Source organism: Botrimarina colliarenosi, from assembly GCF_007859955.1.
In the GTDB taxonomy this organism is placed as follows: Bacteria; Planctomycetota; Planctomycetia; order Pirellulales; family Lacipirellulaceae; genus Botrimarina; species Botrimarina colliarenosi.
The window spans coordinates 228,475-255,327 of the sequence record NZ_SJPR01000001.1; the positions used below are offsets into that span (position 1 = coordinate 228,475).

Below are 26,853 nucleotides of genomic sequence, written 5' to 3' on the forward strand. Positions count from 1 at the left end.
TCGGCGGGAAGGGGCGGCGATCGATCGCTAGCCGTTTGAAGAGCTAGCCGGAGCCGCGGCGACCGCCTGCCCTGCGACGATGCGATGGGCGCCCTCGACGATGACGTGCTCGCCCGCTTCGAGGGCGCCGCGGACGAACGAATGATCGCCGTCCGCCTCGATGACCTCGACCGGCCGGGCCGCCGCCGCGCCCTCCTCCGCCACCAGAACCGTCCACAAGCCGCGACGGCCCGGGCTCAACGCTTGGGTCGGGACCCAGAACCCTGGCATCGCGACCGGTTCGCGGACACCGACGCGGACGACTTGTCCGGCAACTAAGCCGGCGGGACTGTCGAGCCGCAGCACCACGTTTTGCGTCCTCGTCGTCACGTCGAGTTCGGGACGCACCGATTGGACGATCGCCACGTAGTCGGTCCCGGCGATCGTTGCGGTCGTCTGGAGACCGACTTCCACTTGCGCCGCCGCCTGGGGCGGCAAGCCGATCCAGGCCTCGAGCGTGTCGGCCTCGACCAGCTCGAACACCGCCGCGCCGGGCGAGACGACCGTCCCTTCATCGACGCGGCGTTTGGCGATCCGGCCGGCGTAGGGAGCGAGCAGGACCGAGTCGTCGAGCTCATGAAGGATGTCGGCGACACTCGCCTCGAGCGCCGAGACCTGCGCCTCCTGGGCGGCGATCTGTTCTTGTCGGGTGCCCGCCTCGAGCTCATCGAGGTTCTTCTGCGCTACGTCGGTCCGCGCCGCCGCTGCGCGATAGTCGTAGAGCGCCTCGTCGTACTCTTCGCGGCTGACCGCGTTGCTGGCGACGAGTTGCTCGCGGCGTTTGAGGTTCCGCTCGGCGACGTCGCGCTGCGCGGCGAGGCTCCGCACCTCCGCCGCGGCGGCGGCGATCGATTGTTGGCGGGGTCCGGCGACCAGTTCGCGGAGGACGGCCATTGCTTCGGCGAGGTCCGCCTCGGCCCGCGACCGCCGAGCCAATAAGCGACGCGTATCGAGCCGAGCCAGTAGCTCGCCCTTCGTGACCGCGTCTCCTTCGTCCACCACCAGCTCGACGACTTTGCCGGCTCGCTCGAAGGAGAGCACGCTCCGCCGTCGGGCGACGAGCGTTCCCGTGTAGACGCGGTTGCGGAGGAACGAATCGACTGGCGTCGCCACCTGAGTCCGCACGGGCGTGGTCGCCGTCGGAGTGATCTTAGCTGGCGCGCCCTGCTGCGCGTTCAGCACGGCCGTCGAACCGCCCGCCACGACCACCACCAACAGAAGGGCGGCGAATCCGATAAGAGTCCAACGGCTGGTCATTTTGTGACGATTCGTCAAATTGAAGACAAATAAAAAGCGGACGCCTATTCGGTAAGCGGACCAATGGGGTCCGATGTTACTCAGTAAAACGGGTTATTGCGAAAACTGGTCGTGCCGGAAGATCTGCTGCTTCACCCGGTCCATATGGCCGCTGTAGTCGAAGTCGTCGCTCAGCGGCCGCCAACCATAACCGTCGAGCATGCGGTTCTGGTTCAGCCGCAGCGAGCGTGACGGACTGTCGATGCCGATGTCCGCCAGCGTGTCGCTGCTATGCGAGATGATCTGCACCCCGAGATAGATTGACCACATCCCGAAGACAACTTCTTCGGGCCGGACCCCCTCGGGGAGGGTCAGATCGCCCGACGCGACGCCACCATGGACGATCTCGACGACCGTCCCCATACAGCTATGCTCGCAAGTCTGCATGAGCTGCCGTCGCTCGGGGGAGGTTTTTTCCCAGATCGAGGCGGCGCGGACGATCTGTTCGACCTTGAAGTGGTAGGGGTAGTGCTCGACGAAGGCCTCGGCTGCCGCCCCGATGGTGGCGAGCCGCACGCGGTCGGGCCCCTCGAACGCCGCCGCGGCCCGGAACATCCGCAGGCGGGTGTTGAGGGCGTCGTTCACTAGCGCCAGCAGGATCTCTTCCTTGTTGCGGAAGTGCTGGTAGATGGTCCCCTTGGAGTACTCAATCTGAGCCGCGATGCGGTCCATGTTGAGCCCCAAATAGCCCCCCTCGAGGATCTGATCGCGGGCGACCGCAAGGATCCTCGCCTCGCGTAGGCGGATCTCCCGCTGCTTGCGAGACTCGCCCGGGAGGCTCGTATCGGGCTGCGTCGGCAGGTGGGGGGCGGTGGAGGCCATACCTTATTGACTATCCGTCAGAAACGACGGCGAGTCAAGCCGAGGCCCTTCCTCACAGCTTTCAACCGGGTCACCGCCGCCGAGCCGATCGGGTCGAGCGGACGAGCGGCAAACCGTTCGATTCAAACGACTTAGGCGTCTTTAAGAATCTCTTTGACCGGCTGCACAAAGTGCGGGCTCTTGCCCTTGGCGGTCAGTTCTTCGGCCTTCTTCTCGGCCTCTTTCTTCTGGCTGTAATCGTACAGAGCGACCCGCTTCAACGATTGGTTGAAGACGCCCCAGAACGCCTTCAGCCGAACTTCGGCGGCGGCTTTCGAACGGCTGGCCTTCTTCTTTGGGGCCGCCTTTTTGGCAGCCTTCTTCTTCGGAGCGGCGGCCTCTTGAGCCTCCGCGGCGTCGTTTTCGGCGCGGAGATCTTTACGGCTGACGACTTTACGAGCCATGAACGGCCTCTAACTGGCGGACCGGGAAGGGTACAGGACGGGGCGTCCGGGGACGCCGAGTCACGCATCTTACCGCATTCGCCGCGTCACTCCTACCGGGCGACCGCTCAGCCCCCCCCCGTCTCAGCCCCCCGTCGAGCTGGGGTCGGCCGCGATATCGATTCGCAGCTTGCTGGCGACCCGGTTGAGGCCCGCCTGGAAGTAGATGATCGGTCGGCGTCCTTGGTCGCCCTTCGGCGCCCGGCCGCGTGCCCAGAAGAACATCCGATCGACAATTTTCTGCGGCAGTTCGCCGCGGTTCACCGTGTCGATCACCGCGTCGACGTACTCATACTCGGCGGGGCGGCGGACTTGCAGTCCTAGCACGAGGCGTTCACGCAACTTGGGTTCGCGTTTGTCGTTGGTCTGTCCCCCTCCCGAGGTCGGGAGTAATAGCATCAGGGCGATCCCGAGCAGGGCAGAACGACGGGTCCAGAGCCAATCCATGGCGAGCCTCGCAAGTGGCGTTGTGTGTGCGTCGCTGTTAGCAAAAAGTGGGCCGAAAGCCAATGGCGACTGGGCTGACGGCGCGGTCCCCAAAGCGACCAATTTCCGCCCCAAGAAGCCTTCCGCGGACTATGCTTAGGCTGTAGGCTCCGACCAGTCGAAAGGCGAAGCGGAGCCGTCTGAACAAAAGCGAACGATCCGCGTAACGACAGGACCCCACGGGTCCGATAACTGTTTGCGAAAGCCACACGGCGACGCCCCGCGTCGCCGCTTACCGATCAAACTTTCCGACCAAAATTCCGCCGGGAGGACCTAAAAAAACGATTGGCCCGAGCCGATCCATGGCCGCGCGCAGCGCTGTCCGGTTCGCGTCTTTCTTCGAGTGACTCCACTCCGTCGCAATCGGTCGAAAGTTTGTTTGAAGAAGCCGCGGTGGGTTCGCCCGCCGCGGCTTTCTTTTTTTTGGGTCGGCTGCTGGTTTTGAGTCACACCGCGATCCGTCCCGTCGCCCTCGGCATTGGATTAGCGAGCAACGGTGGGGATGGCAGGGAACGGGGGGATGGTGGAAGCTAGGGGCTCCGCCATTCCGCTTGTGACCGCCGCGTGTGATGCCCCCAGACTCTTCAGCGAAGCCGTCCGCTTGGCGGAGCGCGTACCCGTTCGCCTCGCACTGGCTCGACGTCGGCGCCGGGCGGCTGCACTTCGTCGACGAAGGGCCCCGGGACGCCCCTCCCCTGCTGTTCGTCCACGGCAATCCGACGTGGTCATTCCACTGGCGTCGGCTGATCGAGGCCCTGCGGACCACGCACCGGTGCGTCGCGGTTGACCACATCGGTTGTGGCTTGAGTGACAAGCCGGATCGCGCGCTAAGGCTCGCCGACCGTGTCGAGCAACTGGGGCGTCTGGTCGATACGCTTGAACTCCGGGGCGTGACGCTTGTCGCCCAAGATTGGGGCGGCGCTATCGGGCTGGGCGCGATGCTCGACCGCCAAGAGCGGCTCGACCGCGTGCTGCTCTACAACACGGGCGCCTGGCCGCCCGAGTCGATCCCCGCCCGCATCGCCGTCTGTAAGACGCCGGGAATCGGCAAGCTTGCCTTGCAAGGCGCCAATTTGTTCTCGCTGGCGGCGCTGCGGATGACGCTCTCGAGGCGGCGTGGCCTCGATGCGGCGACAGCCGCCGGTTACTTGGCGCCGTACGACAGCTGGGCCCATCGACGGGCCGTCTACGAGTTCGTCGCCGACATCCCGCGGGGGCCGAACCATCCGACGTGGGGAACCTTGCAAACAATCGCGTCACGCCTGCCAGAGTTGGCGGGACGCCCAATCCGGCTGGTGTGGGGCATGCAGGACTGGTGCTTTACACCGGCCTGCCTCGATCGGTTCCTCGGCTACTGGCCGGGGGCCGAGGCGTTCCGGCTCGCCGACGTGGGGCATTGGGTCCCCGAGGACGCGCCCGAGGAAGCGTTGCGGTTGCTGGCCGAGTTCGTCCCGGCTGGCGACCCCGCCGCGACGCCGCAAGCGAGTCGGAGCAACTAGTTCAATGGCAGGCCCTTCCTCACGGAACGCAACGTTCGCGATTCGCCTCAACAAGGCGGCGTTCACGTTTAGCGCCGCTCACTTCATCACGTACGCCGGCGACGTCTGCGAGCCGCTGCACGGGCACAATTACCGCGTCGCGATCGAGGCGGACGGGGTGCTCGACGAGAACGCCTACGTCCTCGACTTCATCGCCACGCGCGACGCTCTGTCGGCCATCACGACAGAACTCGACCACCGGATGCTGCTGCCGACGGGGCACCCTCTGATCGGAGTCGAGGAGGCGACCGGTCCGCTCGGCGGAGACGAACTGGTCGTCACTTTCGGCGACCGTCGCTGGGTTTTCCCGAAGGGAGAGTGCGTGCGGCTACCCGTCACCAACACGACGGCCGAACTGCTCGCCCGCTGGATCGGCGAGCGTCTGCTGGTGGCCCTCGCCGAGCGTGGCGAGACGCCCCCGACGCGGCTGGTTGTCGAGGTCGATGAATGCGACGGCCAGGTCGGCGTGTGCCGGCTGGGTCGGTCGTAGGGCGTCGGGGCGACCTCCCCGGGCGCGCCGGAGCGTGTGATTCACCGCAGACCTAGTGGGTTTTCACACCTTCTCGACGTTCGCTGCGATGGGCGCCTCACGCGCAACCTAGGTTTCCCTCGTTAAGACCTCTCCCCTACCGCGCTGCGGCGTGGTCTAGCTAGTCGCCGAGCGAGGATGCGATCCCGATGAAAGTCGAACACATCAACCCGTTTTTGAAGGCTGTCACCAACACCTTCGCGACCATGCTGGCCGCCGATTGCCGCCGTGGCGACCTGTCGCTCGGCGATCCCAAGCACCGCCAGTATCCGATCAGCGGCATCATTGGTCTTTCGGGCCGGGCTCATGGCATGGTCGTGATCAACCTCTCGACCGAGGTCGCCCTCAAGGCCGCGTCGGCGATGTTGATGGAAGACCTGACCGAAGTTAACGACGACGTCCTCGACGCCGTCGGTGAGCTCGCCAACGTGATCGCCGGTCAAGCAAAGACCGAACTCGAGCAGTACGACCTCTCGGTCAGCCTGCCGAACGTCATCACGGGCGAAGGCCACGAGATCCGATTCCCGTCAGCGACCCCGCCGCTTGCGGTTCCGTTCAACACCGACTTCGGCCCGCTGCGGCTCGAGGTTGGCTTCGAGATCATCAACGAGCTTGCCCCCGCCTGACGCCTCGGTTAGTTCGACGCACAACGCCCTTGGCGGGCGCCCTTGGCCCGATTCTTCGAGCCGATGGCGTTCGCCGAGGGCTCGCTTTTTTAATCGACGACGCGGGTCCCTTCAACCGCCGTCACGGCGGCGAACAGCTCGTTGATCCTCGCGGTCATCGGCGTCGGACCGGCGCCGATCTCGCGCCCGTCGATCTCCACCACCGGCGCGATCTCGCCCATGGTGCCGGTGCAGAAGCACTCCTCGCCACGGTACGCCTCGGCCAGCGAGACGTCGCGGACCTGGTGCGGGATCTCGTTCGCCCGGCAGAGGTCGAGCACGGTCTGGCGGGTGATGCCCTCGGGGCACGCCACCGTGCGCGGCGTCGTCACCACGCCGTCGATGACAAAGAATAGATGGGTGGCGTTCGTCTCGGCGATGAACCCCCGCGAGTCGAGCATGACCGCGTCATCGGCGCCGGCGCGGGTCGCCTCGATCTTGGCGAGAATCGAGTTCAGTAGGTTGTTGTGATGGATCTTCGGATCGAGCACGTCGGGCGACGCCCTGCGGAACGAGGTAGTGGCCAGCCGTAGGCCGGTCTTGTCGTAGACGGGCCGTTTGAACTCGGCTAGGACGATCAGCGTGGGCCCGGCCTGGTTGAGCCGGGGGTCCATACCACTGGTGATTTTGACGCCCCGCGTGAGGGTCAGGCGAACGTGGGCGCCGTCGCGCATTTGGTTGGCGGCGAGCGTCTGGCGGATCGCGTCGGTGATCGTCTCATCGGAGGGGATGTCGGCGAAGGCGAGCGCCTTCGCCGAGTGACGCAACCGCCGTAGGTGCTCGGCCAGCTTGAAAATCCGGCCGTTGTAGAGCCGCAGCCCCTCCCAGACCGCGTCGCCCCCCTGCACCACCGAGTCGAACGGGCTGACCCCCGCCTCGTCGCGGTGCGACAACTTGCCGTTGATCCAGATTTGCAGGTCGCGGTTACGCTCGTCGAACTTCTGTAGCATGGATCAAGAGGGGGAATTTGTTTCGGAAGGGAACATAACGGCTGCGGCAGGGCGAAAGGTTACTAACCGACCCGCGTTGGACGTCGCCGTCAGCCCGGTTGGATCCGATGCTCGGCTAGTCGGTCGTACAACGGCTGGCACGCTTTGAGCACCGCGGCCAAGTGATCGGGGACGCCATCAAACTCGTCGCGTGGCGGACCGAAGCCGGTGGTTTGCTCGACCTTCTTGTACCAGAACGGCGCCCAGGCGCCGTCGGTCTCGCGGAGGCCCGGCGGCCATGTGAGCATCGCGTCGGTATAAGGAACGCCAACATGCTCGCAGAGCTTGTCCAGCACGCCCGGCGGGTCACGCAGCACATCGCACGAGTCAATGACGGCCGGCGTCTTGCCGGTCCGCCGCCGCTCTCGCTCGAAGAGCTCGACCTGTTGAGGCAAGCCGATGTCCTCGGGACGCGGGTCGGGGAAAAACTCGGTCATCGACACCAGCACCGCCGCCGGCCGGCGTATCAGGAAGCAGTTGGTGAGCCCATCGACCCAGTCACGGCCCACTTGCGGCAGCAGGTGATGCGCCATGTGTTTCTGGTACCAGAGCGGTCGATCGTCGGGGACCGGACCCGTGAGCCAGTCGGCGACGCGGCGCCAGTCGGCGTCGTGAACGGCAAGGGTCTCGTCGTAGCCCGGGTGTCGGCGGTCGGCCGTCTCGCGCAGGTAGTGGGCGTAAAGGGGCTCGTCGGTGACGGAGGTGTCGGGCCGAGCCCCCCACGACCGCAGGAGGGTGGTCGAGAGATTGCGCGGGCCGGACCACATGGCGACACGGGTGACGGCAGCTTGCGCAATGACGGTCATCGAACTACACAAGGTGGGAGGGCGATGGGGGGGGGGCGGATTATGAGATGTTCGTCAGCCCGGGCGGCCAGCACAAGCCACTAACAACCTTGGGCGCTCGATCACTACGAGAACACCGATGAGTCCTTGTCGCGAATGCCAGCGGGAAGTCAGCGAAAACGCCAGGGCGTGCCCCGGCTGTGGGGCGCCGATGCCGAGCCAGCTCGACTGGGACGGGTGGGGCTATGAGTACAAAAGCTCGCAACAGGCGTTGGGGCTGCCGCTGTTGCATGTCTCGTTCAAGTACCGCCAGAACGGCACGCCGGTAGTCGCCAAGGGATGGTTGGCGATCGGGCAGTTCAGTTGTGGCTTCGTGAACATCTCACAGTTCGGCCTGGGGCCGTTCTGTCTGAGCCAATTCGCTGTGGCGGGGATCGCCGTCTCACAGATCTGCGCCGCGGTGATCGCGCTCTGCCAAATCGGCGTCGTCTACGACGGCTGGGGCCAGCTCTTACTGAAGCTGGCGGACCTGCTGTGAGCGGCGAGTGGGACCGCATTGCGATCGTCGGCTGCAGCGGCGCGGGCAAGACCACGCTCGCGCGGCGCCTCGCCGACCGCTTCGGCTCGACGCACATCGAGCTCGATGGCCTTAACTTCGAGCCAGGGTGGACGAAGCGGCCTCTCCCGGAGGTCCGTCAGGATGTCGCCGAGGCGGTGTCGGCCGACCGCTGGGTCGCCTGTGGCAACTGGCGGCCCCTCCGCGACCTCGTCTGGGGGAGGGCGACCACGCTCATTTGGCTCGACCTGCCCTTCGCCACCTGCTTCCGGCGTGTCTTCTTCCGGACCCTGCAGCGCAGTTTGACGGGCAAGCTGATTCACAACGGCAACCGCGAATCGCTCCAGCAAACGTTCTGCTCTCGCGAATCGATCTTGCTATGGGTCATCCGATCCCACGGTGAGCGGCGCAAGAACCTCCCGCGAGAGCTACAGGAGCCGCAGTGGTCCCATCTTCGTACGCACCGGCTCCGTTCTCCGACGGAGGTCGACCAGTTCCTCAAACGGCTCGGCGATCCCGGCAACGGCTGAGCCAGTCGCCGCGTGAGAGAATTACTCGCCGATGATCTTCACGAGCACCCGCTTCCGCCGCCGGCCGTCGAACTCGCCGTAGAAGATCTGCTCCCACGGGCCGAAGTCGAGCTTCCCCTCGGTGACGGCGACGACGACCTCGCGGCCCATGATCTGCCGTTTATGGTGGGCGTCGGCGTTGTCCTCGCCGGTGCGGTTGTGGTGGTACCGCTGCGGCGACGCGTCGAACGGGGCGAGCTCCTCGAGCCACTTCTTGTAGTCGCGGTGCAGGCCCGGCTCGTCGTCGTTGATAAAGACGCTGGCGGTGATGTGCATCGCGTTGACGAGACACATCCCCTCCGCGATGCCGCTTTCTGCGAGGCAGGTTTCGACCTCGGGCGTGATGTTTTGCAGCGCCATCCGCTCGGGCAGGTTGAACCACAGCTCTTTGCGATAGGACTTCATAGCCGCCACTTTAACCGACAACGGGGGCCGGCCGCGACTCAGCCTGCTCGGTGGCGGTCGTGGCGTGGCGAGCGATGTCGGCCTTGGCGGCCCGTCGCCGCTTGTGAGGGTGGAAGCACGAAAGCAGAGCCGGCAGCGCGATTAGGTCGCCGATGACCGCCGCCGCGATCGTCGAAACCGCCATCGCGGCGAAGGTGCGATGGCCGGGCAACTCGCTCCAGAGCATCGTGCCGAATCCGGCGCAAAGAATCACCGTGGTCATCACCAGCGCCGAGCCGACGCCGATGAAGGCGCGGCGGATGGCGGCCTCGATATCGCCATCGACGGCGAGCTCTTGCTGGAAACGCGAGAGGAAGTGGATCGTGTCGTCGACCGCGATCCCCAGGCAGACGACGAACGCGCAGACGCTCGACATGTCGAGCGGGCTGCCGCTCCAGAGCAGCAGCGCCGCGGTCAGAACCAGTGGGAACAGGTTCGGCACGACGGCCACCAGGCCGATCCGGAGCGAGCGATAAACCAACGACAAGACCACCAGGATGATCGCCGACGCGGCGCCGAGGCTCGACCGCAGGTCGGCGACAATCTGGTAGAGATCGCGGGAGATCAGCACCGGCTGACCGTCGAGCTTGAAGACGAATCCTGGGTAAGACTTCTCCAATTCGGCGAACGCGGACTCGATCCGGTCGAAGACCGGCGTGTAGACGGCGATGCCGCGGTCTTGCATCCGGACCGAGACGATCGCTCGGTGTTGCCCCATGTCGTAGAAAAACGACCGGAGCTCGCTCGGCATCAGCGAGAGGAACGTCGCCTGGGTCGTGAGGTCGTTCGGGTCGCCGGGGAAGGAGGCCAGCATCGAGCGGATCGAGAGGGGCCGGCTGAGAAGCGGCTCGTCGGCGACGAGCGCTTCAACGTCACGAACGGCGGCGAGGATTTGGGGGTCGTCGCTCGGCAGCGTCTCGGGCCAATGGACCTCGGCGCGGAAGAACTCGACGCCGCCGAAGTGGGCGTCCGCGTACTCCAACGCCTGATACGACTGGCTCGACTCGGGCATCGCCGTCTTCATCCGGTTGTCGGGCGTCAGCCTCAGCGACAGCAGACAGAGACCAACGGTGAGGGCGATCGAGACGGCGCTCACCAGCCAGCGCCGCCGCATCGTCAGGTCAATCAGCGCGCTGAGTCGATTGACGCCGGCGCCGACGACGTCACGCTCGTGACCGCGGTCGATGTAGCGGCCGACCCATGTGCAGCTGACCCAGGGGATGAAGGTGACAACCGCGAGAAAGGCGATGAAGACGCCGATCATGCAAACGCGGCCGAAGTCCTGAACATAGTCGCTCTTGGCGAGCAGCAGCGAACCGAACCCGATCGCCGTGGTGAGCGACGTCAACCAGCAGGCGAGTCCGACCTTGGTGATCGCGTCGCGGGCGGCCTCGACCGGCTCGTCCCCCGCCGCGCGTCGGCGGCGGATCTGCACCAGCAGGTGGACGCCGTCGGTGAGGCCGACCATCGCCAGCATCACCGGCATGACGACTTGGGCGAGCGGATTCGCCGGCACGCCGAACAGCTTGACAAGGCCGAGCGTCCAGAAGACCCCCAGGCAGGGCGCCGCGGCGACGACGAACACGGCTGCCACGCCGCGGAACATGATCGACGAAAGGATCAACGCCAGCGTGTAGCCGATCGCTTGGAAGACGATCTGGTTGCGGTCGAAGGCCGATTGCTGGTCGGCGAACAACGGCGCCCGTCCCGTCAGCCGGACCGCCGTGATCGAGTCCCCGGCCGCTTCGCGGGCAGTGGCGAGGACCGTCTCGGTCGCCGACGAGGGGTCCTCGAGCCTTAGCCAGTTGTAGACAACCGGCATCAGCAGCGACTTGCCGTCGTCCGAGATCAGCTGCCCGGCGAGCGGATGGTCGCGTAGTCGTTGCTCCGACTGCCGGAACGATTCGGCCGACGCGTCGGCGGAGGGCACCAGCGGGTCGGCGAATCCGAAGACGTTGAGGATCGGCACCCGATCGATCCAGAAGACGCTCTGCACGAAGTCGACCCCCTCGACCGCCGCCACCAGCCGCCGGACGCCCGCGATCGTCTCGGGCGTGAAGACGTTGTCCGCCTCGACGACGAGAAAGGCGTCGCTCGACGCGAGGTTGAAGCGCGACTGGACGCGCTCGGTCGTCGTCGGCGGGTTCTCTTCGAGCGGCGCCTCGTACCGTTCGAGCGGATGGCGCGTGTTGCTCGGTAGCAGATACCCCAGCGACGCGAGCAGCGTCACCGCGAGCAGCATCCAACCGACCACGTTGCGGTAGCGGACAAAGAGGTCGGCGAGAGCGGACAAGGTGACTCGGGGTTGGTGGGGCTAGCGCTACGACGATGGGGGTCCCTACTTGTCGCCCCGTCGACTCCGACGCTTACGCTTCGTGATGGCCTGCACGCAGCGTGCCGACCTACCGACGGGCGTCGGCCAGCGCTGACTTGAAGACCTCTTCCGGCGTCAGCACCTGGTCGTCGTCGAGGTCGTAACGATCAAACGCGAAGATCGCGAAGGCGTGCGGCAGTTCGCGCCGCTGTAGCTTGCCGTCGCCGTCGTCGTGCTTCTCAAACAGCCGCTGGGTGAGGGCGAGCGCCTCCATGCGGACCCCTTCGGAAGCCTCCTCGATGTGGTCGCCTTGCTTGAGGCTGCCGACCGGCGCCGCGATCTCGAAGAAACCAATCATCATCTCCTCGAACGACTGGTCGCCCCACCGGACGGCGGCGGTCGGGTCGGGGTTGAACGGGTTGCCGGCCGAGTTGTCGAACGACGCCTCGCAATCGATCCGCATCCCGGCCGGGATCGTCACTGGGTCCGCCAACTCGTAGTTGGTCTGCCAGTTGAAATCGTAGTGCGGCACGTCGAGCAGCACGCGCGACTTGGCTTCGGGGGAGTCGGCGTTGGGGAACTCGGCCACCATCCGGAACGATTTGCCGCGGAAGTGCATGTGGGGCGCCAGCCCGATGAGCGTCGCGCCGGCCGGGAAGTGATCGCGGGAGGCCGAGACGTGGTAGTCGGGGTCGCCCGGCGGGATCTCGAACTTCGAGTTGACCGCTTCGAGCGTCACGACCTCCTCGGTCACGGTCGCCGGGTCGGCGAAGACGAGGCCCATCTTGGTCTGGTCTTCCGCCTCGGCGCCGGTCGGCGTGTAGTGCATCTGGAAGACGAACTTCGAGCCGGCCGCCACGAATCGGGCGCGGCCCTCGGGCAGCGTCATCGAGCTCTGACCCGGCACGTAGGCGGTGAGCCAGCCGAGCCCGCGCTGCGGCCGGTCGGCGGGTGGACTAACGAAGACGATAACGTGGTGCACGACCGAGCGGTCGCCCGGCACGATGTCGGCGGCCTGCACCCACTTGTCCTCGGTGAAACCGGGATCGACCGCAAAGTACTGGTAGTCGATCACTCCTTGCGCGGCGACACGGTACGGCTCATCACGCATCGCGACAACGAGGTCGGGCTCGCGTGGCAGCCTCCAACCGGTGACGAACTCGCGCTCGTCGGGCAGCTTGGCGGGGTCGCCTTCGGGCGCCCCGGCGTCGGCCCAGTCGTAGAGGGTTTGCTTTTCCTCAGCGCTGAGAAGGCGGGCGTTCGCGAAGTCGCCGTGCGCGGGGTTGGCGTGCCAGGGGGGCATCCGCTGGTCGCGGACCACCTCGGCGATCGTATCGGCCCAGCCGGCGACCTCTTCGTAGCCGCGGAGGACGAACGGGGCGATCTCGCCGTCGCGGTGGCACTCGACGCAGTGCCGTTCGAGGATCGGGGCCACGTGCTCGCTATAGGTGACGGCCGCGTCGGCGTCGGGCTCGCGTGGCCGGCCGATCACACAGCCGACCGCACGGGTTTCGGGTGTAGGCACGTCTTGGTCATCGAGGACCGCGTCGAGAGCCTCGCGGACGAACCGCTGCGACGGCGCCTTGCGGACGGCGCCGACGTCGTACTGGTCGTCGATCCGCCCCTGGTAGCGCACCACGCGCTGGCGGTCGAGCACAAAGGCCTCCGGCGTCCGCGTGGCGCCGAAAAGCTCCGCCGCCTCGGCGTGGTTGTCCTTGAGGAGCGGAAACTCGATGCCCGACCGACGCCCGTAGGCGGCCAGCTCGGTCAGCGAGTCCTGGCGGTTGGCGTTCACGCCAATCACCGTCACGTTGCGGTCGGCGTAATCGGCGGCGATCGCGGCCAGCCGGGGCCCGTAGAGCTTCGCCAGGGGGCACTCGACGCCAAGAAAAACCACGACAATCGCATCAGCGGCACCGTAGTCGCTCAACGAACGCTGCTGCCCGTAGGCGTCGGGGAGGCGGAAATCGCTGATCACCGTGCCGATTCCCCCCCACGCCGGTGCGGGGGCGATTGCCAGGCAGGCGACGAGAAGAAGCCAAGGGGACCGGAACATACCAACCTGCTGGGAATCGGAGATCGCCGCCGAGATGAACCGGCAAACGGACGATTTTGTTCACAAGCAGTGTTAGATCGCCCGCTCGGAGAGACAAGTTCCCCCCCGTTCAGGGCCAGAGGCGTGCGTCTCTCGTCTGCGGGTCACCAATGGTTCTGGCCCGTGATCGCCTGGACGGCGGCCCAGAGCTCGCTGTCGGGTGTCATCCGCCGCAATTTTCCGACCGACACCGGGAGCGGCACGTGGACGATTCGACCGTTCCAAAATCCGACGAAGAGGTCTGTCTTCCCCGCCATCGCTGCATGCACCGCTTGGCGGGCGAAACGCTCGGTGAGCAGGCTGTCGGCCGAGTTGGCCGGCGCACTGCGGATGTAATAACTGGGGTCGAAGTACTTCATGCCGATCGGATTGCCGATGGCTTCGAAGTGATCGGGGATCCGTTCCTTCAAGAGCAGCCCGATGTCCCCGAGGCGGCGGTTGCCCGAGGCGTCGACGGCCAGCGGGTCGCGGTTGGCGATCAAATCCTGACCCGCCCCCTCGGCGACGACAACCACGGCGTGGTCGCGCGCGTTGAGCCGCCGCTCTAGCCTCGCTAAGAATCCGCTCGGCCCGTCGAGCACGAGGGGCTCCTCGGGCACGAGGCAGAAATTAACCTCGCCGCTGGCGACCGTCGCCGCCGCGGCGATGAAGCCCGCCTCGCGGCCCATCAGCTTGACCAAGCCCACTCCGCGGGGAACGCTCTTCGCCTCGACGTGGGCCCGGTCAATGACGCGCTCGGCCTCAGCCACCGCCGAGATGAACCCGAACGTCTGGAAACAGAAGCGGATATCGTTGTCGATCGTCTTGGGGATGCCGACCACCGCCAGGTCGAGCTGTCGACGTTGCGCCTCGACAGCAATCGCATGGGCGCCCTTTTGCGTCCCATCGCCACCGATCGGGAAGAGGAGGTTGACCCCCATCTCGATCAACTTATCGACCATCACCTCCGGCTCTTGGCGGCCACGCGACGTGCCGAGCATCGTGCCGCCCTGGTGGTGGATCGACTCGACCCAGCTCGACGTGAGCTCCATCGGCTCGAGGGGCGCATTGGGCGCAAGGCCGAGATAGCCGTGACGCACCCCGTAGATGGTCGGCACGCCGTAACCATCGCGCAGCGTGTAGTAGAGGTGCCGGATCACGTTGTTGAGACCCGGGCAGAGCCCGCCGCAGGTGATAATCGCCGCTCGGCTCTTCGCCGGATCGAAATAGATCTGCTCGCGTGGCCCGGCCTTCTCGAAGGTGAGCGGCGGCGGGGTCTGCCCCCCGACGCAGTCGATGTTCACCAGAACCGCCGCGTCGTCCGGCGCGAAGCGACGGACCGCGAGCGGCGACTTGAACGCGGGCGTCCCATGCGAGGCCACACGAAGGTCATCTTGCGTCATCGTGGTTTCGGCGGCTGCGGAGGGAGAGACCGGGCGTCGTTGGCGACGCTCCGGCAGGCGCAGGGCGGTCCAGAGCGTTCCGCGCAGGAAGTTGCCTGTGCGGAACGAGCCGAACGGGACGTGATTGTGGCTTAGCGAGCCCGCGGAGTCACGCCTGCCATCCGATTGCGCCGCCCAGCTACTCACTACCACACCGCCGTCGCGTCCGACGGCGGTTGGCTCACATGCCCCCAGCAAGCGGAGACCCCCCCAGAAGGCGAAGACGCTACGAGGGAATCGCCCGACCGTGGGGTGGCCCACGCCGCAGCGCTGGGGTCCAGACCCGCCCGTCCTTGACGATTTCGCCCCGCTTTCACTCCGCCTTCACCACGTAAACGCCCCCCCTCCGACGTCCTACGAGGCCCATTTAGGCCGACTGCTTGAGCCCCGCGATCGATGGCTCCGCGAGAGAGGGGATCGCGTCAGGGACGCCTGGACGCCCTTCCTGACGGGCCTCACAGCGTGGGGCCGCTGGGACGGTATCCCAAGCCTCGAGCTCGTCCCGCAGCACGAGCACGTCGCTAGGAGCTTCGATCCCCACACGGACCTTGTCTCCCGCAATCTTCACGACGGTGATGACGATCGAATCGCCAACCCGGATCCGTTGCGCTTCTTTCCTTGAAAGCACGAGCATAAAAGTCCTGATACCTCCGTGCAAAAAGACACCCGAGCCGGGCGAGTGTCCTTATGTATACTAATGGAATGGGGGGCAGTCAATCGTTTTTCGGCGGCTTCACGCCGATAGCGGTTTGGGTTCGCAGGAACCGCTCGCCGCGAGAGTCGTAGCACCACAGGGCGCCGGTGGAAGCGTCCCAGACGGCGGTCAGCAGCACCTCGCGGGGTCCGCGGAGGGCAAAGTGGAGCCCGCACAGTTCGCCGTCGCGGCGGATCGGGACGCACTGGAGCTGCGCCGCGTCGCCGTAGAGCCGCCCTTTGGCGGCGAGGGTTTGCCGAGCGAAATCGGCGACTTGCTGGGCGTCGAACTGGTTCGACAACGCCTCCGTGGCGTTAGCTTCCACTCTCACCTCCGTGTGGTTGGTCTCGGTGCGATTTTTCACTTCCGCCGACCGGGCTATCCGTGCCCGGCGCTGGTGGAGTGGCGGCGGCCGGTCTCGACTTGTGACCAAGGCGCCAGCACAAAGAGTCTATCGGAGTGGGAGTCCGCAACCCTTAACAAGACTAGGCAAAATAGGGGGCCTAGAAAAATGGCGTCGACTTGACCGCCGTTTCGCCACTCAGCCGGCTTCACGCAGCGCGAAGTCAGCGCAACCAATATGTCGCGAACACGGCGTCAGAAAATACCCGCCCCGAAGCCAGCCGTGCCGTCGCCGCGGCGATCGGACGAATCGTCGAGGTAAGCGCCACGCGAGTCGCCGGGACCGATGTGCGGGCGCCCGACGCCGATGCGGCTGGGGTCGCCCTGCGGCGGATGGTGGGGCTTGTTCGAGGCGCTCGTGCGGTGCGCCTCGTCCATGCGGCGGACCGGGGCCTCGGCCTCATCGGCATCGACGAAGTCGCCGGCGTCGTACTCGTCGTAACGCGACACATAGTCGGGCGATTTGGCCCGCTCGAGCTCTTGCTGGTACTCCTCGACCACGTGATTCTGGATCATCTCACGACAAGAGGAGTTGATCGGGTGGGCGATGTCGGCGTAGAGCTTGGTGCGGCCGTCGGAGTCCTTGATGACCCGGCTCTCGTTGAGTCGGCCCCCGCACTGGTTGCAGAAGTGGGCGCGGAGGTGGTTCTTCATGCCGCACTTGCCGCAGTGAGCGGTCAGTTTGCGGCTGGGCATGGCGACGAACAGGCCGCTGGTCCCCTCGATGATCTTCAAGTCGCGGACAACAAAGCAGTCGTCAAAAGTGATCGAACAGAACGCACGGAGGCGTTCGCCCGGTTCGTCCATCAGCTTGATACGGACCTCAGTGATTTGCACAGCCGTCGCTCCTGGTTTGCTTACCCAGCGCCCCTTCGCCGCCGGCCCGCTGATCTTGGCGTCTGACTCCGACAAGGAGGTCCCCCAAGTGTGGCCGGTGTTTTGTGGGTTGGTCTGTCTGACTGCTCGTGAATCTCAACCAATTGTAGTGGCCAGTGTTTGCCCAACACGCAGCGCCCGTAATCTCACCGCCGCCCGACGCGCTTCGCTCATCGTTGGGAACAGCCCAAAGTAGGCCGAGCCGCTCCCCGAAAGTTGATGACCGGCGCAACCGCACCGATCGAACGCCCGTCGGACCCCCTCCAACCAGGGCGCCAGCCGCACTGCGGCCGGTTGCAAATGGTTCCGCAGGGTGGTCGCTAGTCGCCGCCAATCGCCACTCGCCAGCGCCGTGGCGGCATCGTTGGTGCGATCGCGACCCTCGACGCCCGCATAATCTTCTGGCTGACACCGTCCGTAGACCGCCGCGGTCGAGAGTCCGCCGGCAGGCTTGACGACAACGACCGGCAAGCCCGCGACCCAGGGGGTCGGCGTCACTTGTTCGCCGCGGCCCGCGACAACCGCCGCGCGCCGACGACGGTCAGCGATCGCCGCGACGAAGAACGGGATGTCGCTTCCCAAACGTCCGCCGATCTCCATAAGACGCTCTCGCGGCCAGCCGAGTTCCCAGACGTGGGCCCCCGCCACAAGAGCCGCCGCCGCGTCGCTTGACCCGCCGCCGAGACCGGCTTGACTCGGGACTCGTTTGGTCAACTGGACCGAGGCGCCGCGATCGATCTGCGCTTCCTGCCGCAGCGATTCGAGCGCACGAACGACGAGATTCGAGCCATCGGTGGGAACACCCCGCGTGAGGTGGGGAGCGCCCAACAGTTTGAGCGTGACTGGCGAGCCGGGCGCCTCGGCCGTCACCCGCAAGGTGTCCCGCAGGCCAATCGTCGCCATCAACGACCGCAGATGGTGGAAGCCGTCGTCGCGTCTGCCAAGCAACTCGAGACAGAGATTCAGCTTAGCCGGCGCATCGAGGCGACAGGTCAAGCTGGCGGACAGTGGCATCGCGGTACACGGTTGGTTCTAGAAAAGGGACCTCACCCAGGGGAGAGCGGGCTGAGGCGGATGCGTTCGGCGACTCCTTGGCTTCTTACTTCAGATACGCGGCGGGGAGTGTTTGTCCAGAATTCTACCGGGTTGCCGCCGTCTTTTCGCGGACAACGCTGTCAGTGGATTTTGTCAAGAGTTCTGCTGGACTGTAAAGATCAGCTGTGCTGGCGTCAATTCACATCGGTAATGCGGCTGAAAAGCGGGAAGGCCAAAGGTCGACACCCCCTCAAAGCGGGGTCCCTCCCGAGCTGAGGCCCCCGTGCCGCAGGGAGCGGGGTAGGCTACATTTTCGCCGCCGCGGCCCCGACGGGCCCGAACGGCGCGCCGCCACACCTCGACTACGTCTCCCGCAACGTCTCCCGCAACGCCGTGGCCCCCGACCAACCCCCGACGCCTCCCCGCACCACCGCCGGTTCGTTCTTCCGGACCCTCGGCGTGGGGGTTGCGATGGGGTCGGCGGATATCGTCCCGGGCGTCTCGGGAGGGACCGTCGCCCTGATCCTGGGGGTCTATGAGCGGCTCTTAGCCGCTCTCTCGCACTTCGACCGCCATCTAGTGCGAATGCTAGCGTCAGGCCGCCTGAGCGACGCCGGGGCCCACTGTGACGCTTGGTTCTTGCTCGCCCTGGGGGGCGGCATCGGAATTGGCGTAAAAGGGCTCGCCGGCCTGATGACCTACCTGCTGCAGGAACAGGCGACCTACACCTACGCGGCGTTCTTTGGGCTGATCCTCGCATCGGGAGTGCTGGTGGCCCGCCTGGCGCGGCCTGCCGACGCGATCCATGGGGCGCGTTGCGTCGCCCTGGGGATCCTCGCCGCTGCCTTCGCCGTCTGGCTCATGAGTCAGGGGCGTCTAACGCCCGTCGCCGGCCTCCCTTACACGTTCCTGTGCGGAGCGATCGCAATCTGCGCGATGATTCTGCCAGGGATCAGCGGCGCTTACCTGCTGCTGATTCTTGGCAAGTACGAAGAAATCTCGGCGATCGTCCACAAGGCGCCGACCCTCTCGCTCGGCGAGTTGGCCACGCTCGCCGTCTTTGCGACGGGTTGCCTTGTGGGGCTGCTGACCTTCAGCCGGCTGCTGAAGTGGCTGCTGGCCCGCTACTGGAGCTCGACAATGGCCGTGCTCGCGGGGTTCATGATCGGCTCGCTGTATCGGGTCTGGCCGTTCCAGACCGACACGACCCCATCGGTCGAAGAGTTCAAGTTCAAGATCTTCCAGCCGGTCTGGCCCGACGCGTTGGACAGCCGGGCGGCGGGATGCCTTGCCCTAGCGGCGGCCTGTTTTATCGGGGTGATGGTGATCGACGCCATCGCGCGGCGGATCGGCGACACGCCCGAGGAAATCGCCGAGTCGCTCGCCGAGCACGCCGACGACCCGTCGTAAGCGCTTTACTTGCGGTCGGTCTTGAGGTCGGCGCGCCGAAGGTCTTCGGCCGCGACCCGGATGATCGACGCGTGGATCGCCGCGACCGAATTCGCCGCGTCGATGACGGTCACCCGCCGGGGATCATTCTGAGCCTCGGCGAGAAAACCGGTCCGTAGCCGCTGGCGGTAGTCGGCGCCACGGCTTTCCATCCGGTCGGGCTCTCGGCCACGACGGCGGTCGGCGACGTCGGGATCGAGGTCGAGCAGGAAAACCCGGTCGGGAACCACGCCATCGACCGCCACCGCGCCGACCTGGGCCACCGCGTCTCGCGACAAGCCGCCGGCGTGGGCCTGATAGACAAGGTTGGCCAGCAGGTAGCGGTCCGAGACAACGACGGCGTCGTCCTCGAGGGCGGGGCGGATCACGTCGTCCACCAACTGGGCCCGCGCCGCCATGTACATCAGCATCTCGGCCCGGGCGCCGATCGGGCGGTCCTCGCCGCTATGGAGCAACAACTCGCGGAGCGACTCGCCCAGGGGCGTGCTGCCGGGGTCGCGGCACGTCACAACGCGGCGCCCCTGCGCTGCGAGCCAATCGGTCAAGAGCCGCATCTGCGTGCTCTTGCCGACGCCGTCGATGCCGTCCAACGAAAGGAACATGGCCGCGTTATAAGGGGCGGCCCCGCCCGACGCGACGGGGGCGCCTAAAGCGTCCCGTACCGATCCGCCGCGGTCCGGTGCCGGCGCGCCACCTCGCGACGCAGCCGGGGGGGCTTGAGCACCTCGACTTGGTCGCCGTATCCGAGCACCCACCAGACGATCTCACGGATGCCCGAGACCGTCGCGTAAAAGTCGAGCGTGCCGTCGTCGCGAAACTGGCAGCGCTGCGTCGGGTGCCACAGCACCTCGGCCACGTTCTGGCCCACGACCGACGAGAAATGCAGGTGGACCTCGCTGTCGGGTCCGTCGTCGGGGATCAAACGCCAGGCGTTGCGGAGGTGCTTCTTAACACTGAACGAGGCGGGTCGCTTAAACGGCTTGTCGACAGGGTCCGCCGAACGGACGCGGCCGATGTTAAAAGTCCGGACCTCGTCGTGACGCGCCGATCGACCGATGACGTACCAACTCCGTTCCTGGAACAGCAGGTGGTACGGGTCGAGGTCCGTTTCGATTTCCCGAAACTCCGTTCGGCAATCATACCGAATCCGGACCGTCTGCTTGTCGACACTAGCCCGCAGCAGGCTGCGATAGACTTCGCCCTTGTCGGTCAGCGGGTTAACCGGTGGCGGACGCAGGTCGATCGCGTCGGCGACTTCCGCCAGGCGCTCGCGCATCGCGGCCGGGAGGCTCGCTTGGATTTTTTCGGCGGCGCCAACCGCCGCGGCGAAAAGCGTGTCGCGTTCCAGTTCGCCCACCCGGCCGGCGAGCAGCACCACCGACAGGGCTTCTTCCAGCGTCAGATTCGTCGGTGGCAAGAAGTGCGCCGCGTCGATGCGGTAACGCTGTTCGGCGGCGTCAAAATCGATCGGGACGCCCGCCTCGCGCAGCGACTCGATGTCCCGGAAAACGGTGCGGCGGCTGACGCCGCACGCCTCGGCGAGCTTGTCAGCGTTGTCCCCCTGCCCCGACTGCAGCCGCTGCAGCAGGTCGATCAGCCGTGTGATCCGCTTGACGTTCATAGGTGTCGCCCGCGTCGCCGTAAGCCCGCACCACGCCCGACCCACCGCCAGCGGTCTGGGCCGATGCGAGCTGAACGCGATTCGCGAGTGGCGGAAGCTCCCGCTGTGGGAAGGCGTTGTTGGTCGTAGATTCGTAACCGGTCGCAACGCCGGCGATCATCGATTCGCTGCCGGGAGCCGCGAACAGCTGACCCGCGGCGCCGGCCGGAGCCGCGGCGCCGTACGAATCGTCCATCGGCATCGGCTGAAGGATCTCGCCTTCGCTCGGCGCCATCGCTGGAGTCGGCGTCCCTTCGAACACTTCCCCTTCGTACATGTCGCCGGGCATCCCTACCGAACCCATCTCCTGGACGTGCGGTCCCCGGCTGATCACGTTGGGGCGTGTGTAGCCATAGTCCAGGTAGACGCTCGCGTCACGCTGACGGGCACGACGCATCGCGTCGAAGTACGCCTTGCCGGGCCAGGGGCCCTCGGCCAGGTAAACGCCGTTGTAATCGAGTAGAGACCCCTTCCGAAAATGGACGTCGGTAATCGCCAGGTTGTAGTCGACGAGGCTGCGGTAATAGGCCGTTTCCGCGTCGGACCGGCGCCGCTGGGCGTCGAGCAACAGGTCGAGCGTTACACGATTCGCCTTATAAGACGTTTCAACCGCTTCGACTTCCCGCTGCGCCGCCTCACGACGGTTGAAGTTTGTTTCGGTGAGACTGTAATTCAAGTCCAAATCCCGAATCGAATCGCCTAACTGGTGCGAAACCTCTAATTCCAGGTCCTGTAACAACGCCCGTTCACGAGCCAATAGCAATTGATGATGCCGCACCGTGGACAACTGCTGACGGAATCCAATCGGCAGACTGAACCGCAGGCCCATCTCCCACTCTTGGAAGTTGCCGTCGGTCAGCACGTTGAAGGCGCCGACACCGGGCGAGAAGGGGCTGTCGACGCCCTGGTCGTCGCCGAACAGGTCGTCACCGCCACCCAACCACCGATAAGTACCGAAGGCGTCTAAACGCGGCAGCAGGTGATTGCGGGCGGCGATCAGTTCGAGCTCACGCCGCTTGATCTCCCACTTCTGTTTGCGAACTTCGACTCGTCTTCCGAGCGCTTCGCCATGAACCGAGGTCCAGTCGAACGCCACCTGGGCGGTCGTCGGCTCGTCGGCAGGCCGGATCAGGCGTCCGTCGGTGTGGGCGAGGCCCATGATGTAACGCAACCGGTTCTCTGACGAGTAGAGCGAAGAGAGCCCCTGCTCGACCTGCGCCTTGAACTGGAAGTACTGGGCGCGGGCCTGAGCCTCGCGGTCGGCCGAGCCACCCCGGGCGCCCTGACGGGCGAGGGCGGCGACCGTCTTCCAAGTCTGCAGCGCGCTGTCGCGGCCGATCTTCCGGGCTTCCAGGTCGCGGTAGGTGAAGTACAGCGTCCAGTACGACTGTTCGACATCCCGCATCAGGTTGCGAGCGGCGCCCTCAAAGTCGGCCAGCGACTGATCCGTGCGGATCCGGGCGAGCACGACGCCGTCAAACGGATTCACACCATTGGCCGCGAACTGTTCGAAACCGAATGGGCCGGCGATGCGGTTGTACTGGGCGCCGGCGCCCTGCAAAAGCGGCTGGCTGATGAACGTTTCAAAGTTGGTGCCCCACTGCGAGAAGGCCGGGGCGCCCTGCACAATCAAGTTGTTGTTGGCGTCGTAAGTCGTGTTGTTGCGGAACGCGAACTGGGTGCCGACGGCGCTCGTCTTGCTGACGCCCATGTTGAAGTTAGCCGCGTCCTGCTGGAACGCCCTCGACTGGAAGCCCGTGGCGAAGCCGCCGACGTTCACCGGCCGGTCGTTCTTCTGCCAAGAGACGCTCGAGTCGAGCTGGGCGTCGAACGCCGACAGGGCGGCTTCGACACCCGTGCCGTTGAACTGCGAGCCAAACGCTGTGCCGGTGGACGACTCGACCAAGGCCGGGTCGTAGGTTGTAGCCACGGCGGCGCTGTTGATCAGGTTCCGCGAGATGGTCTCGGGCGCCTGCTCCTGCACGACGGCGCCGAGCTGTCGCATCACCTGGCTGTTGGTCAGCGTGATGCGGGTCGCCTCCTCGAGCGACAGGTCCCAGACCTCGTAGTTCTCCGAATTGCGGACGGTGAGCGGCGCCTGCGCCGACGTCACCTCGTCGAGTGACGGCTCCTCGACATCGGGGTACTCGATCTGGGTCGCTACGTCCACGTAGTGACTCAGATCGCCGTCCTCCATGAAGTAAAATGGCTGTGTCGGCGCACACCCAGTGAGCGCGGTGACCGCAGCGAGGAGGACGCAGGAGAAGTCGCGGAACTGCCGATCCATGGCGGGCTCTTTTATGGCTTGAATCGTCACGCATCGGCGCCACCCAGAGGCCGTTCCATCGACCCGCTAGCCGGCGCCGCTGTCATGCGTGGTTGGTCTTGGCCGCTCGCAGTGAGCGGGCCAAGTGCCCCCCAATCACGCGCCCCGTCTCGAAGAAAGTCGCGGCGTCCACGCCCCAAAGCGCGACCACCGACCCCGAGCCGGAGCATTCAGCACAACTGGTATCGTCCGCCCAACCGGCAAGGCTTAACAAAAGCCGGTAAAGATCGCCGCCCCTCGCTGGCGCCGCTGGCAGAGCTTCCTAGCCCCTTACCAGACGCCCGGAATCAGCCGCTTCGTGCGGCGCTGATAGGCCCGATAGTCGTCGCCAAACCAGCCGACCAACGCCGCTTCTTCGGCGCGGATACGGTACACCAGGGCCGGCAGGCCGATGCCGGCGGCGATGGCGAAGCTAGCAAGGCTCTCGAAACAGAGCGGGTAGCCGAGCAACAGCCCGATGAAGCCCGTATAGGCTGGGTGTCGGACCCAGGAATAGACACCCGTCGTCACCAAGCGGTGTCCCTCGCTCGTTTGGACGAAGGCGCTGAAATGCCGCCCGAGCTGCAGCCGAGCCGTGATGCGTAGGACGAGACCGCTCGTCACCAACAGGATGCCCACGGCGCCAACCGCCAACGACGCCGGCTGAAGCGTCGTCCAATGCAAGACGGCCGCGTCCAGTAGTCCGACGAGCAGACTGGCGGCATAGGCGCCCTGCAGCAGCGTCAGACCCGCCCGCTGTCGATCTGGTCGCTCCGGCTGGTAGAGCCGCCCGAGGTGGATTCCCCCCTCCGCGACGACCCACACGGCGAACAGGGCAAGACCGACGAGGGCCGTCATCGGCGGGGCGCCGAACCCCATCCAATCTCCCAAGGCTACAGCCACAGGTGCAGCCGCCCGCCCAGCAGGTCGGGCAGTTTTTCTTTCACCATCCGTTCGACCTGGCGCGGGTGGTAGCGGGTGCTCAGGTGGGCGGCGATCACCAGCTCGTTCTCGAACAATGCCGCCCGCTCGACCCAGTCGTCGAGGTGCATGTGCCCATGCTTGTGGATCTTTTCTTTGCGGTGCTCCGGCGCGACGAACGTCATCTCGGCGATCAGAATTTTAGCCCGGTACATGTCGGGCGCCGCGTCGAGGCCCGGCGGCGACGTGTCGCCCAGGTAGCCGACGATCGGCGTGCGGACCTCGGCGCTGACCTCGACGCCCGACAGCCGTAGGTCGCGGATCTGGGTCCCTTCGAGCCCGTCGTACTCCGGCTTGAGCTTCTTACGGCGTTCCCACACGAGGTACGCGACCGACGGCACCGTGTGCGTGGTCGCCGTCACCGTGACGACCAGCTCGCGCGAGAGCTCGATCTCGTCGCCGGCGGTGACGCCGATCAGCTCGCACGGCAGCCGGCCGCGGTCGAGCCGCTGCATCGCCGCTAGCAGGCCCTTAATGTTCTCGAGGATTTCGTTGGGGGCGTAGATGACCGGCGGCTCCATCTTCATCATCCGCCGCCGCGCCACATAAACCGGTAGGGCCGCGATGTGGTCGAGGTGGCCATGCGTGACGAACCACGTCTCGGTCCCCATGAAGCTCCAGGGCTGGGCGCCCAGGTCGAAGCCGAGGCTCAGCTCCGGCACGCGCCAATAGCTCTGGACCGCGGCGCGGCTGTACCCCTCGATAGTGAGGTCGCCGTGCTTGAGCGTTTTGAGGGGGGCGTTGTTCGGCAAAGCAGTCGGTCGTTTCTTGGATAGTGCGGGACGCTCCGAGGGCTTGCGCCCCCGGCTCAGGGACCTAATAAGGGGAGTCCCCCGTCGAGGGTCCCCAGTCGAGGGTAACCAGTCGAGGGTCCTGAGCCGGGGGCGCAAGCCCTCGGAGAAACCACCCAATATCGCCGCTGCGGGCCCGCCTCGAAACCGCCCCCCGCTCCCAGCCCGGAAGAATCGGGCGCCGCTACTCCATCAGCGACACATCGAGCGGCGCCGGGCCCGCCTCGAGCGTGATCGGACCGTAACGCTCCGGTTGGTGGGTCAAGGCGTGGCGGTACCGGACCAGCTCGAGCATCGCCAAGAAGATTCCGACGAGGGTCGACTTGTGGATCGGCCCCGCGGGGAAGAGGTCCTCGAAGGGGACCGGGCCCGGGGCGGCGCGAAGGATCGCGTCGACCCGCAGCATGTGGCGGTGGATCGGCGTGTCGTCGTAGTAGATCGTTTCCGGCATCACCGGAGCGATCCGGTCACGCATGACGCGGGCGAACGCGCTGACCAAGTCCCAGAGCTCGACCCCTTCGATCGGGCGCTCCGCCGGGTCGATTTCACGCGGCGGGAGCCCCGCGGCACGGGTGTAGCGTTTCGACCAGTCGACCCGCAGCGTCTCGAGTTGGGCGGCCGCGTCGCGGTACTCTTTGAATTCGAGCAGGCGTTCGACCAGGTCGCTCGGCGACTCGATCGACTCCTCCTCGGGCGCCGCTCCGCTGGCGGCGTCCTCCGCGGCGGGGAGCACGCTCCTCGACTTGAGCTCCAGCAACAGGCTCGCCACGTCGAGAAAGTCGCCGACGGCGTTCGGGTCGAGCCGCTCGATCACCGCGACGTAGTCGAGATACTGCTGGGCCACGAGCGCCAGGGGCAACTCGGCGATTGGCAGTTCTTCCTTCTTGACGAGGTAGAGCAGCAGGTCCAACGGCCCGTGGTAGGCGTCGAGTTGGACCTGAAACACGGGCATCGGCGAGGCCGGGCGGGCTGGGGCGGAAGAACACGCAGAGCCTAGCGGCCAGCACGCCCCGGCCGCAACCGATCCACCCTCAGGCAATGACGCCCGCACGCCATCACCGCTAGCGCATCGACGCGGAGCGGGCGGACATGAAAAAAGCCCACCGCCCTCGAGAGGACGGTGGGCTTCGCTTGATGTCTCGTCAAAGTTGTCGCGTCAGCAAGGACGCCATCAACTCGGCAGCTACGAACTCAGTTGCAGCAGCAACGCTTGGCGGCGTGCTTGGCCTTAATGCGAGCGAACAGACCGCAACGCTTGGGCTTGCAGCAGGGGTCGCACGGGTCGCAAACGGGCTCGCAGCAAGGAGCGGCTTCTTCGCAGCAAGGAGCGGGAGCGGAAGCGGCTTCTTCGCAGCAAGGAGCGGCCTCAACAACAGGCTCGCAAGGGGCGGGCTCGCAGCAGACGGGGGCCTCTTCGCAAACCGGCTCGCAGCACGAAGCGGCGGGCTCGCAGCAGCTCTTCTTGTGGCAGCCGAACAGGCCGGCTTCGGCCTCAACGCCAGCCGACAGAACCACCGCCATCGCAACAGCAAATGCAAAAACGTACTTCATCTGTATTTCTCCCAGCTCTCGGGTTTCGCCTCCGAGCCTCTGCCCGGGCAGGGTCTCCACCAAGGAGATCCGCACGCGG

The 26,853-nt window shown here is 66.0% G+C and carries 28 protein-coding genes; 7 read left to right on the top strand and 21 right to left on the bottom strand.

The genetic code is table 11. The features are described from left to right. Positions 1–27 precede the first annotated feature (27 nt). The 4 genes from Pla108_RS00860 to Pla108_RS00875 all read right to left on the bottom strand — a co-directional run bounded on the left by Pla108_RS00860 (position 28) and on the right by Pla108_RS00875 (position 3,038). Positions 28–1,296, bottom strand: a complete 1,269-nt coding sequence (locus Pla108_RS00860) for an efflux RND transporter periplasmic adaptor subunit (RefSeq protein ID WP_146441559.1) — start codon at positions 1,294–1,296, stop codon at positions 28–30. Between the two features lie 93 nt (positions 1,297–1,389). Next, positions 1,390–2,157 carry a TetR/AcrR family transcriptional regulator gene (locus Pla108_RS00865; RefSeq protein WP_146441561.1) on the bottom strand — a complete coding sequence of 256 codons (768 nt, stop codon included), beginning with the start codon at positions 2,155–2,157 and terminating at the stop codon, positions 1,390–1,392. A 131-nt stretch (positions 2,158–2,288) separates the two neighbouring features. Further along, positions 2,289–2,600: a hypothetical protein gene (locus tag Pla108_RS00870; RefSeq protein WP_146441563.1), complete on the bottom strand. Its 312-nt coding sequence runs from the start codon at positions 2,598–2,600 to the stop codon at positions 2,289–2,291. A gap of 123 nt (positions 2,601–2,723) precedes the next feature. After that, the gene (locus Pla108_RS00875; RefSeq protein ID WP_197526120.1) at positions 2,724–3,038 is read right to left on the bottom strand and encodes a hypothetical protein; all 315 of its coding nucleotides are present in this window, start codon (positions 3,036–3,038) and stop codon (positions 2,724–2,726) included. 656 nt (positions 3,039–3,694) lie between these two features. On the opposite strand from Pla108_RS00875, the gene Pla108_RS00880 reads away from it, so the two are divergent. The 3 genes from Pla108_RS00880 to Pla108_RS00890 all read left to right on the top strand — a co-directional run bounded on the left by Pla108_RS00880 (position 3,695) and on the right by Pla108_RS00890 (position 5,818). Beyond that, complete coding sequence (locus Pla108_RS00880; protein WP_146441567.1) at positions 3,695–4,624, top strand: alpha/beta fold hydrolase; 930 nt, start codon at positions 3,695–3,697, stop codon at positions 4,622–4,624. 4 nt (positions 4,625–4,628) lie between these two features. Beyond that, positions 4,629–5,153, top strand: coding sequence for a 6-pyruvoyl trahydropterin synthase family protein (locus Pla108_RS00885; RefSeq protein WP_146441570.1), 525 nt, complete (start codon positions 4,629–4,631; stop codon positions 5,151–5,153). 188 nt (positions 5,154–5,341) lie between these two features. After that, positions 5,342–5,818, top strand: a complete 477-nt coding sequence (locus Pla108_RS00890; RefSeq protein ID WP_146441572.1) for a chemotaxis protein CheX — start codon at positions 5,342–5,344, stop codon at positions 5,816–5,818. A gap of 89 nt (positions 5,819–5,907) precedes the next feature. Here Pla108_RS00890 and Pla108_RS00895 read toward each other — a convergent pair whose 3' ends face one another. Beyond that, a complete protein-coding gene (locus Pla108_RS00895; protein ID WP_146441575.1) occupies positions 5,908–6,807 on the bottom strand; it encodes an aminotransferase class IV in 900 nt (299 codons plus the stop codon). A gap of 89 nt (positions 6,808–6,896) precedes the next feature. After that, positions 6,897–7,652, bottom strand: coding sequence for a sulfotransferase-like domain-containing protein (locus Pla108_RS00900; protein ID WP_197526121.1), 756 nt, complete (start codon positions 7,650–7,652; stop codon positions 6,897–6,899). Positions 7,653–7,770: 118 nt separating this feature from the next. On the opposite strand from Pla108_RS00900, the gene Pla108_RS00905 reads away from it, so the two are divergent. Together Pla108_RS00905 and Pla108_RS00910 are read left to right on the top strand one after the other, a co-directional pair. Then, positions 7,771–8,169 (top strand): zinc ribbon domain-containing protein, encoded by a 399-nt coding sequence (locus Pla108_RS00905; RefSeq protein ID WP_146441577.1) that lies wholly within the window; start codon positions 7,771–7,773, stop codon positions 8,167–8,169. Next, positions 8,166–8,717, top strand: coding sequence for an adenylate kinase (locus tag Pla108_RS00910; RefSeq protein ID WP_146441580.1), 552 nt, complete (start codon positions 8,166–8,168; stop codon positions 8,715–8,717). Before Pla108_RS00905 ends, Pla108_RS00910 begins: the two co-directional genes overlap by 4 nt. Positions 8,718–8,738: 21 nt before the next feature. Here the strand turns inward: Pla108_RS00910 and Pla108_RS00915 are convergent, their stop codons facing one another. The 7 genes from Pla108_RS00915 to Pla108_RS00945 all read right to left on the bottom strand — a co-directional run bounded on the left by Pla108_RS00915 (position 8,739) and on the right by Pla108_RS00945 (position 16,963). Continuing rightward, positions 8,739–9,161 (bottom strand): secondary thiamine-phosphate synthase enzyme YjbQ, encoded by a 423-nt coding sequence (locus Pla108_RS00915; protein ID WP_146441581.1) that lies wholly within the window; start codon positions 9,159–9,161, stop codon positions 8,739–8,741. 10 nt (positions 9,162–9,171) lie between these two features. Continuing rightward, positions 9,172–11,493, bottom strand: coding sequence for an efflux RND transporter permease subunit (locus Pla108_RS00920; protein ID WP_146441583.1), 2,322 nt, complete (start codon positions 11,491–11,493; stop codon positions 9,172–9,174). 109 nt (positions 11,494–11,602) lie between these two features. Then, positions 11,603–13,570, bottom strand: coding sequence for a redoxin domain-containing protein (locus Pla108_RS00925; protein WP_146441585.1), 1,968 nt, complete (start codon positions 13,568–13,570; stop codon positions 11,603–11,605). 143 nt (positions 13,571–13,713) lie between these two features. Continuing rightward, a complete protein-coding gene (locus Pla108_RS00930) occupies positions 13,714–14,991 on the bottom strand; it encodes an ATP-dependent 6-phosphofructokinase (RefSeq protein ID WP_146441588.1) in 1,278 nt (425 codons plus the stop codon). A 406-nt stretch (positions 14,992–15,397) separates the two neighbouring features. Next, positions 15,398–15,664: a carbon storage regulator gene (locus tag Pla108_RS00935; protein WP_146441591.1), complete on the bottom strand. Its 267-nt coding sequence runs from the start codon at positions 15,662–15,664 to the stop codon at positions 15,398–15,400. 79 nt (positions 15,665–15,743) lie between these two features. Next, entirely contained in the window at positions 15,744–16,049 is a 306-nt protein-coding gene (locus Pla108_RS00940) for a hypothetical protein (RefSeq protein ID WP_146441595.1), read from the bottom strand. Positions 16,050–16,321: 272 nt separating this feature from the next. Next, positions 16,322–16,963: a SpoVG family protein gene (locus tag Pla108_RS00945; protein ID WP_146441598.1), complete on the bottom strand. Its 642-nt coding sequence runs from the start codon at positions 16,961–16,963 to the stop codon at positions 16,322–16,324. A 62-nt stretch (positions 16,964–17,025) separates the two neighbouring features. Between Pla108_RS00945 and Pla108_RS21550 the strand changes: the two genes are divergently transcribed. After that, a complete protein-coding gene (locus Pla108_RS21550; protein ID WP_146444392.1) occupies positions 17,026–17,085 on the top strand; it encodes a hypothetical protein in 60 nt (19 codons plus the stop codon). 13 nt (positions 17,086–17,098) lie between these two features. On the opposite strand, the gene ispE is transcribed toward Pla108_RS21550, so the two are convergent. Continuing rightward, positions 17,099–18,016 carry a 4-(cytidine 5'-diphospho)-2-C-methyl-D-erythritol kinase gene (gene ispE, locus Pla108_RS00955; RefSeq protein ID WP_146441601.1) on the bottom strand — a complete coding sequence of 306 codons (918 nt, stop codon included), beginning with the start codon at positions 18,014–18,016 and terminating at the stop codon, positions 17,099–17,101. Positions 18,017–18,430: 414 nt separating this feature from the next. Here ispE and Pla108_RS00960 point away from each other — a divergent pair, with 414 nt between their 5' ends. After that, positions 18,431–19,447 carry a DUF368 domain-containing protein gene (locus tag Pla108_RS00960; protein ID WP_146441604.1) on the top strand — a complete coding sequence of 339 codons (1,017 nt, stop codon included), beginning with the start codon at positions 18,431–18,433 and terminating at the stop codon, positions 19,445–19,447. A 5-nt stretch (positions 19,448–19,452) separates the two neighbouring features. On the opposite strand, the gene tmk is transcribed toward Pla108_RS00960, so the two are convergent. From tmk to Pla108_RS00995, 7 genes are all read right to left on the bottom strand, one after another. Continuing rightward, positions 19,453–20,088: a dTMP kinase gene (gene tmk, locus Pla108_RS00965; RefSeq protein WP_146441608.1), complete on the bottom strand. Its 636-nt coding sequence runs from the start codon at positions 20,086–20,088 to the stop codon at positions 19,453–19,455. Positions 20,089–20,132: 44 nt separating this feature from the next. Then, a complete protein-coding gene (locus tag Pla108_RS00970) occupies positions 20,133–21,107 on the bottom strand; it encodes a helix-turn-helix transcriptional regulator (RefSeq protein ID WP_146441611.1) in 975 nt (324 codons plus the stop codon). Beyond that, the gene (locus tag Pla108_RS00975) at positions 21,034–23,433 is read right to left on the bottom strand and encodes a TolC family protein (RefSeq protein ID WP_146441615.1); all 2,400 of its coding nucleotides are present in this window, start codon (positions 23,431–23,433) and stop codon (positions 21,034–21,036) included. Before Pla108_RS00975 ends, Pla108_RS00970 begins: the two co-directional genes overlap by 74 nt. Positions 23,434–23,742: 309 nt before the next feature. Beyond that, on the bottom strand, positions 23,743–24,309 hold the full coding sequence (locus tag Pla108_RS00980; RefSeq protein ID WP_197526122.1) for a methyltransferase family protein: 567 nt from the start codon (positions 24,307–24,309) through the stop codon (positions 23,743–23,745). A 35-nt stretch (positions 24,310–24,344) separates the two neighbouring features. Further along, entirely contained in the window at positions 24,345–25,184 is an 840-nt protein-coding gene (locus Pla108_RS00985; protein WP_146441620.1) for an MBL fold metallo-hydrolase, read from the bottom strand. A 223-nt stretch (positions 25,185–25,407) separates the two neighbouring features. Next, positions 25,408–26,175 carry a segregation and condensation protein A gene (locus Pla108_RS00990; RefSeq protein ID WP_146441623.1) on the bottom strand — a complete coding sequence of 256 codons (768 nt, stop codon included), beginning with the start codon at positions 26,173–26,175 and terminating at the stop codon, positions 25,408–25,410. 239 nt (positions 26,176–26,414) lie between these two features. Then, positions 26,415–26,774, bottom strand: coding sequence for a hypothetical protein (locus tag Pla108_RS00995; protein WP_146441626.1), 360 nt, complete (start codon positions 26,772–26,774; stop codon positions 26,415–26,417). Positions 26,775–26,853: the final 79 nt, after the last annotated feature.

Coding starts and splice junctions, on each gene's coding strand:
- Pla108_RS00975 (WP_146441615.1), bottom strand. CDS start 23,433: ATGGATCGGCAGTTCCGCGACTTCTCCTGCGTCCTCCTCGCTGCGGTC.
- Pla108_RS00915 (WP_146441581.1), bottom strand. CDS start 9,161: ATGAAGTCCTATCGCAAAGAGCTGTGGTTCAACCTGCCCGAGCGGATG.
- Pla108_RS00875 (WP_197526120.1), bottom strand. CDS start 3,038: ATGCTATTACTCCCGACCTCGGGAGGGGGACAGACCAACGACAAACGC.
- ispE (WP_146441601.1), bottom strand. CDS start 18,016: ATGCCACTGTCCGCCAGCTTGACCTGTCGCCTCGATGCGCCGGCTAAG.
- Pla108_RS00865 (WP_146441561.1), bottom strand. CDS start 2,157: ATGGCCTCCACCGCCCCCCACCTGCCGACGCAGCCCGATACGAGCCTC.
- Pla108_RS00995 (WP_146441626.1), bottom strand. CDS start 26,774: ATGAAGTACGTTTTTGCATTTGCTGTTGCGATGGCGGTGGTTCTGTCG.
- Pla108_RS00935 (WP_146441591.1), bottom strand. CDS start 15,664: ATGCTCGTGCTTTCAAGGAAAGAAGCGCAACGGATCCGGGTTGGCGAT.
- Pla108_RS00970 (WP_146441611.1), bottom strand. CDS start 21,107: ATGAACGTCAAGCGGATCACACGGCTGATCGACCTGCTGCAGCGGCTG.
- Pla108_RS00990 (WP_146441623.1), bottom strand. CDS start 26,175: ATGCCCGTGTTTCAGGTCCAACTCGACGCCTACCACGGGCCGTTGGAC.
- Pla108_RS00890 (WP_146441572.1), top strand. CDS start 5,342: ATGAAAGTCGAACACATCAACCCGTTTTTGAAGGCTGTCACCAACACC.
- Pla108_RS00980 (WP_197526122.1), bottom strand. CDS start 24,309: ATGACGGCCCTCGTCGGTCTTGCCCTGTTCGCCGTGTGGGTCGTCGCG.
- Pla108_RS00895 (WP_146441575.1), bottom strand. CDS start 6,807: ATGCTACAGAAGTTCGACGAGCGTAACCGCGACCTGCAAATCTGGATC.
- Pla108_RS00885 (WP_146441570.1), top strand. CDS start 4,629: ATGGCAGGCCCTTCCTCACGGAACGCAACGTTCGCGATTCGCCTCAAC.
- Pla108_RS00905 (WP_146441577.1), top strand. CDS start 7,771: ATGAGTCCTTGTCGCGAATGCCAGCGGGAAGTCAGCGAAAACGCCAGG.
- tmk (WP_146441608.1), bottom strand. CDS start 20,088: ATGTTCCTTTCGTTGGACGGCATCGACGGCGTCGGCAAGAGCACGCAG.
- Pla108_RS00880 (WP_146441567.1), top strand. CDS start 3,695: ATGCCCCCAGACTCTTCAGCGAAGCCGTCCGCTTGGCGGAGCGCGTAC.
- Pla108_RS00870 (WP_146441563.1), bottom strand. CDS start 2,600: ATGGCTCGTAAAGTCGTCAGCCGTAAAGATCTCCGCGCCGAAAACGAC.
- Pla108_RS00925 (WP_146441585.1), bottom strand. CDS start 13,570: ATGTTCCGGTCCCCTTGGCTTCTTCTCGTCGCCTGCCTGGCAATCGCC.
- Pla108_RS00900 (WP_197526121.1), bottom strand. CDS start 7,652: ATGACCGTCATTGCGCAAGCTGCCGTCACCCGTGTCGCCATGTGGTCC.
- Pla108_RS00860 (WP_146441559.1), bottom strand. CDS start 1,296: ATGACCAGCCGTTGGACTCTTATCGGATTCGCCGCCCTTCTGTTGGTG.
- Pla108_RS00930 (WP_146441588.1), bottom strand. CDS start 14,991: ATGACGCAAGATGACCTTCGTGTGGCCTCGCATGGGACGCCCGCGTTC.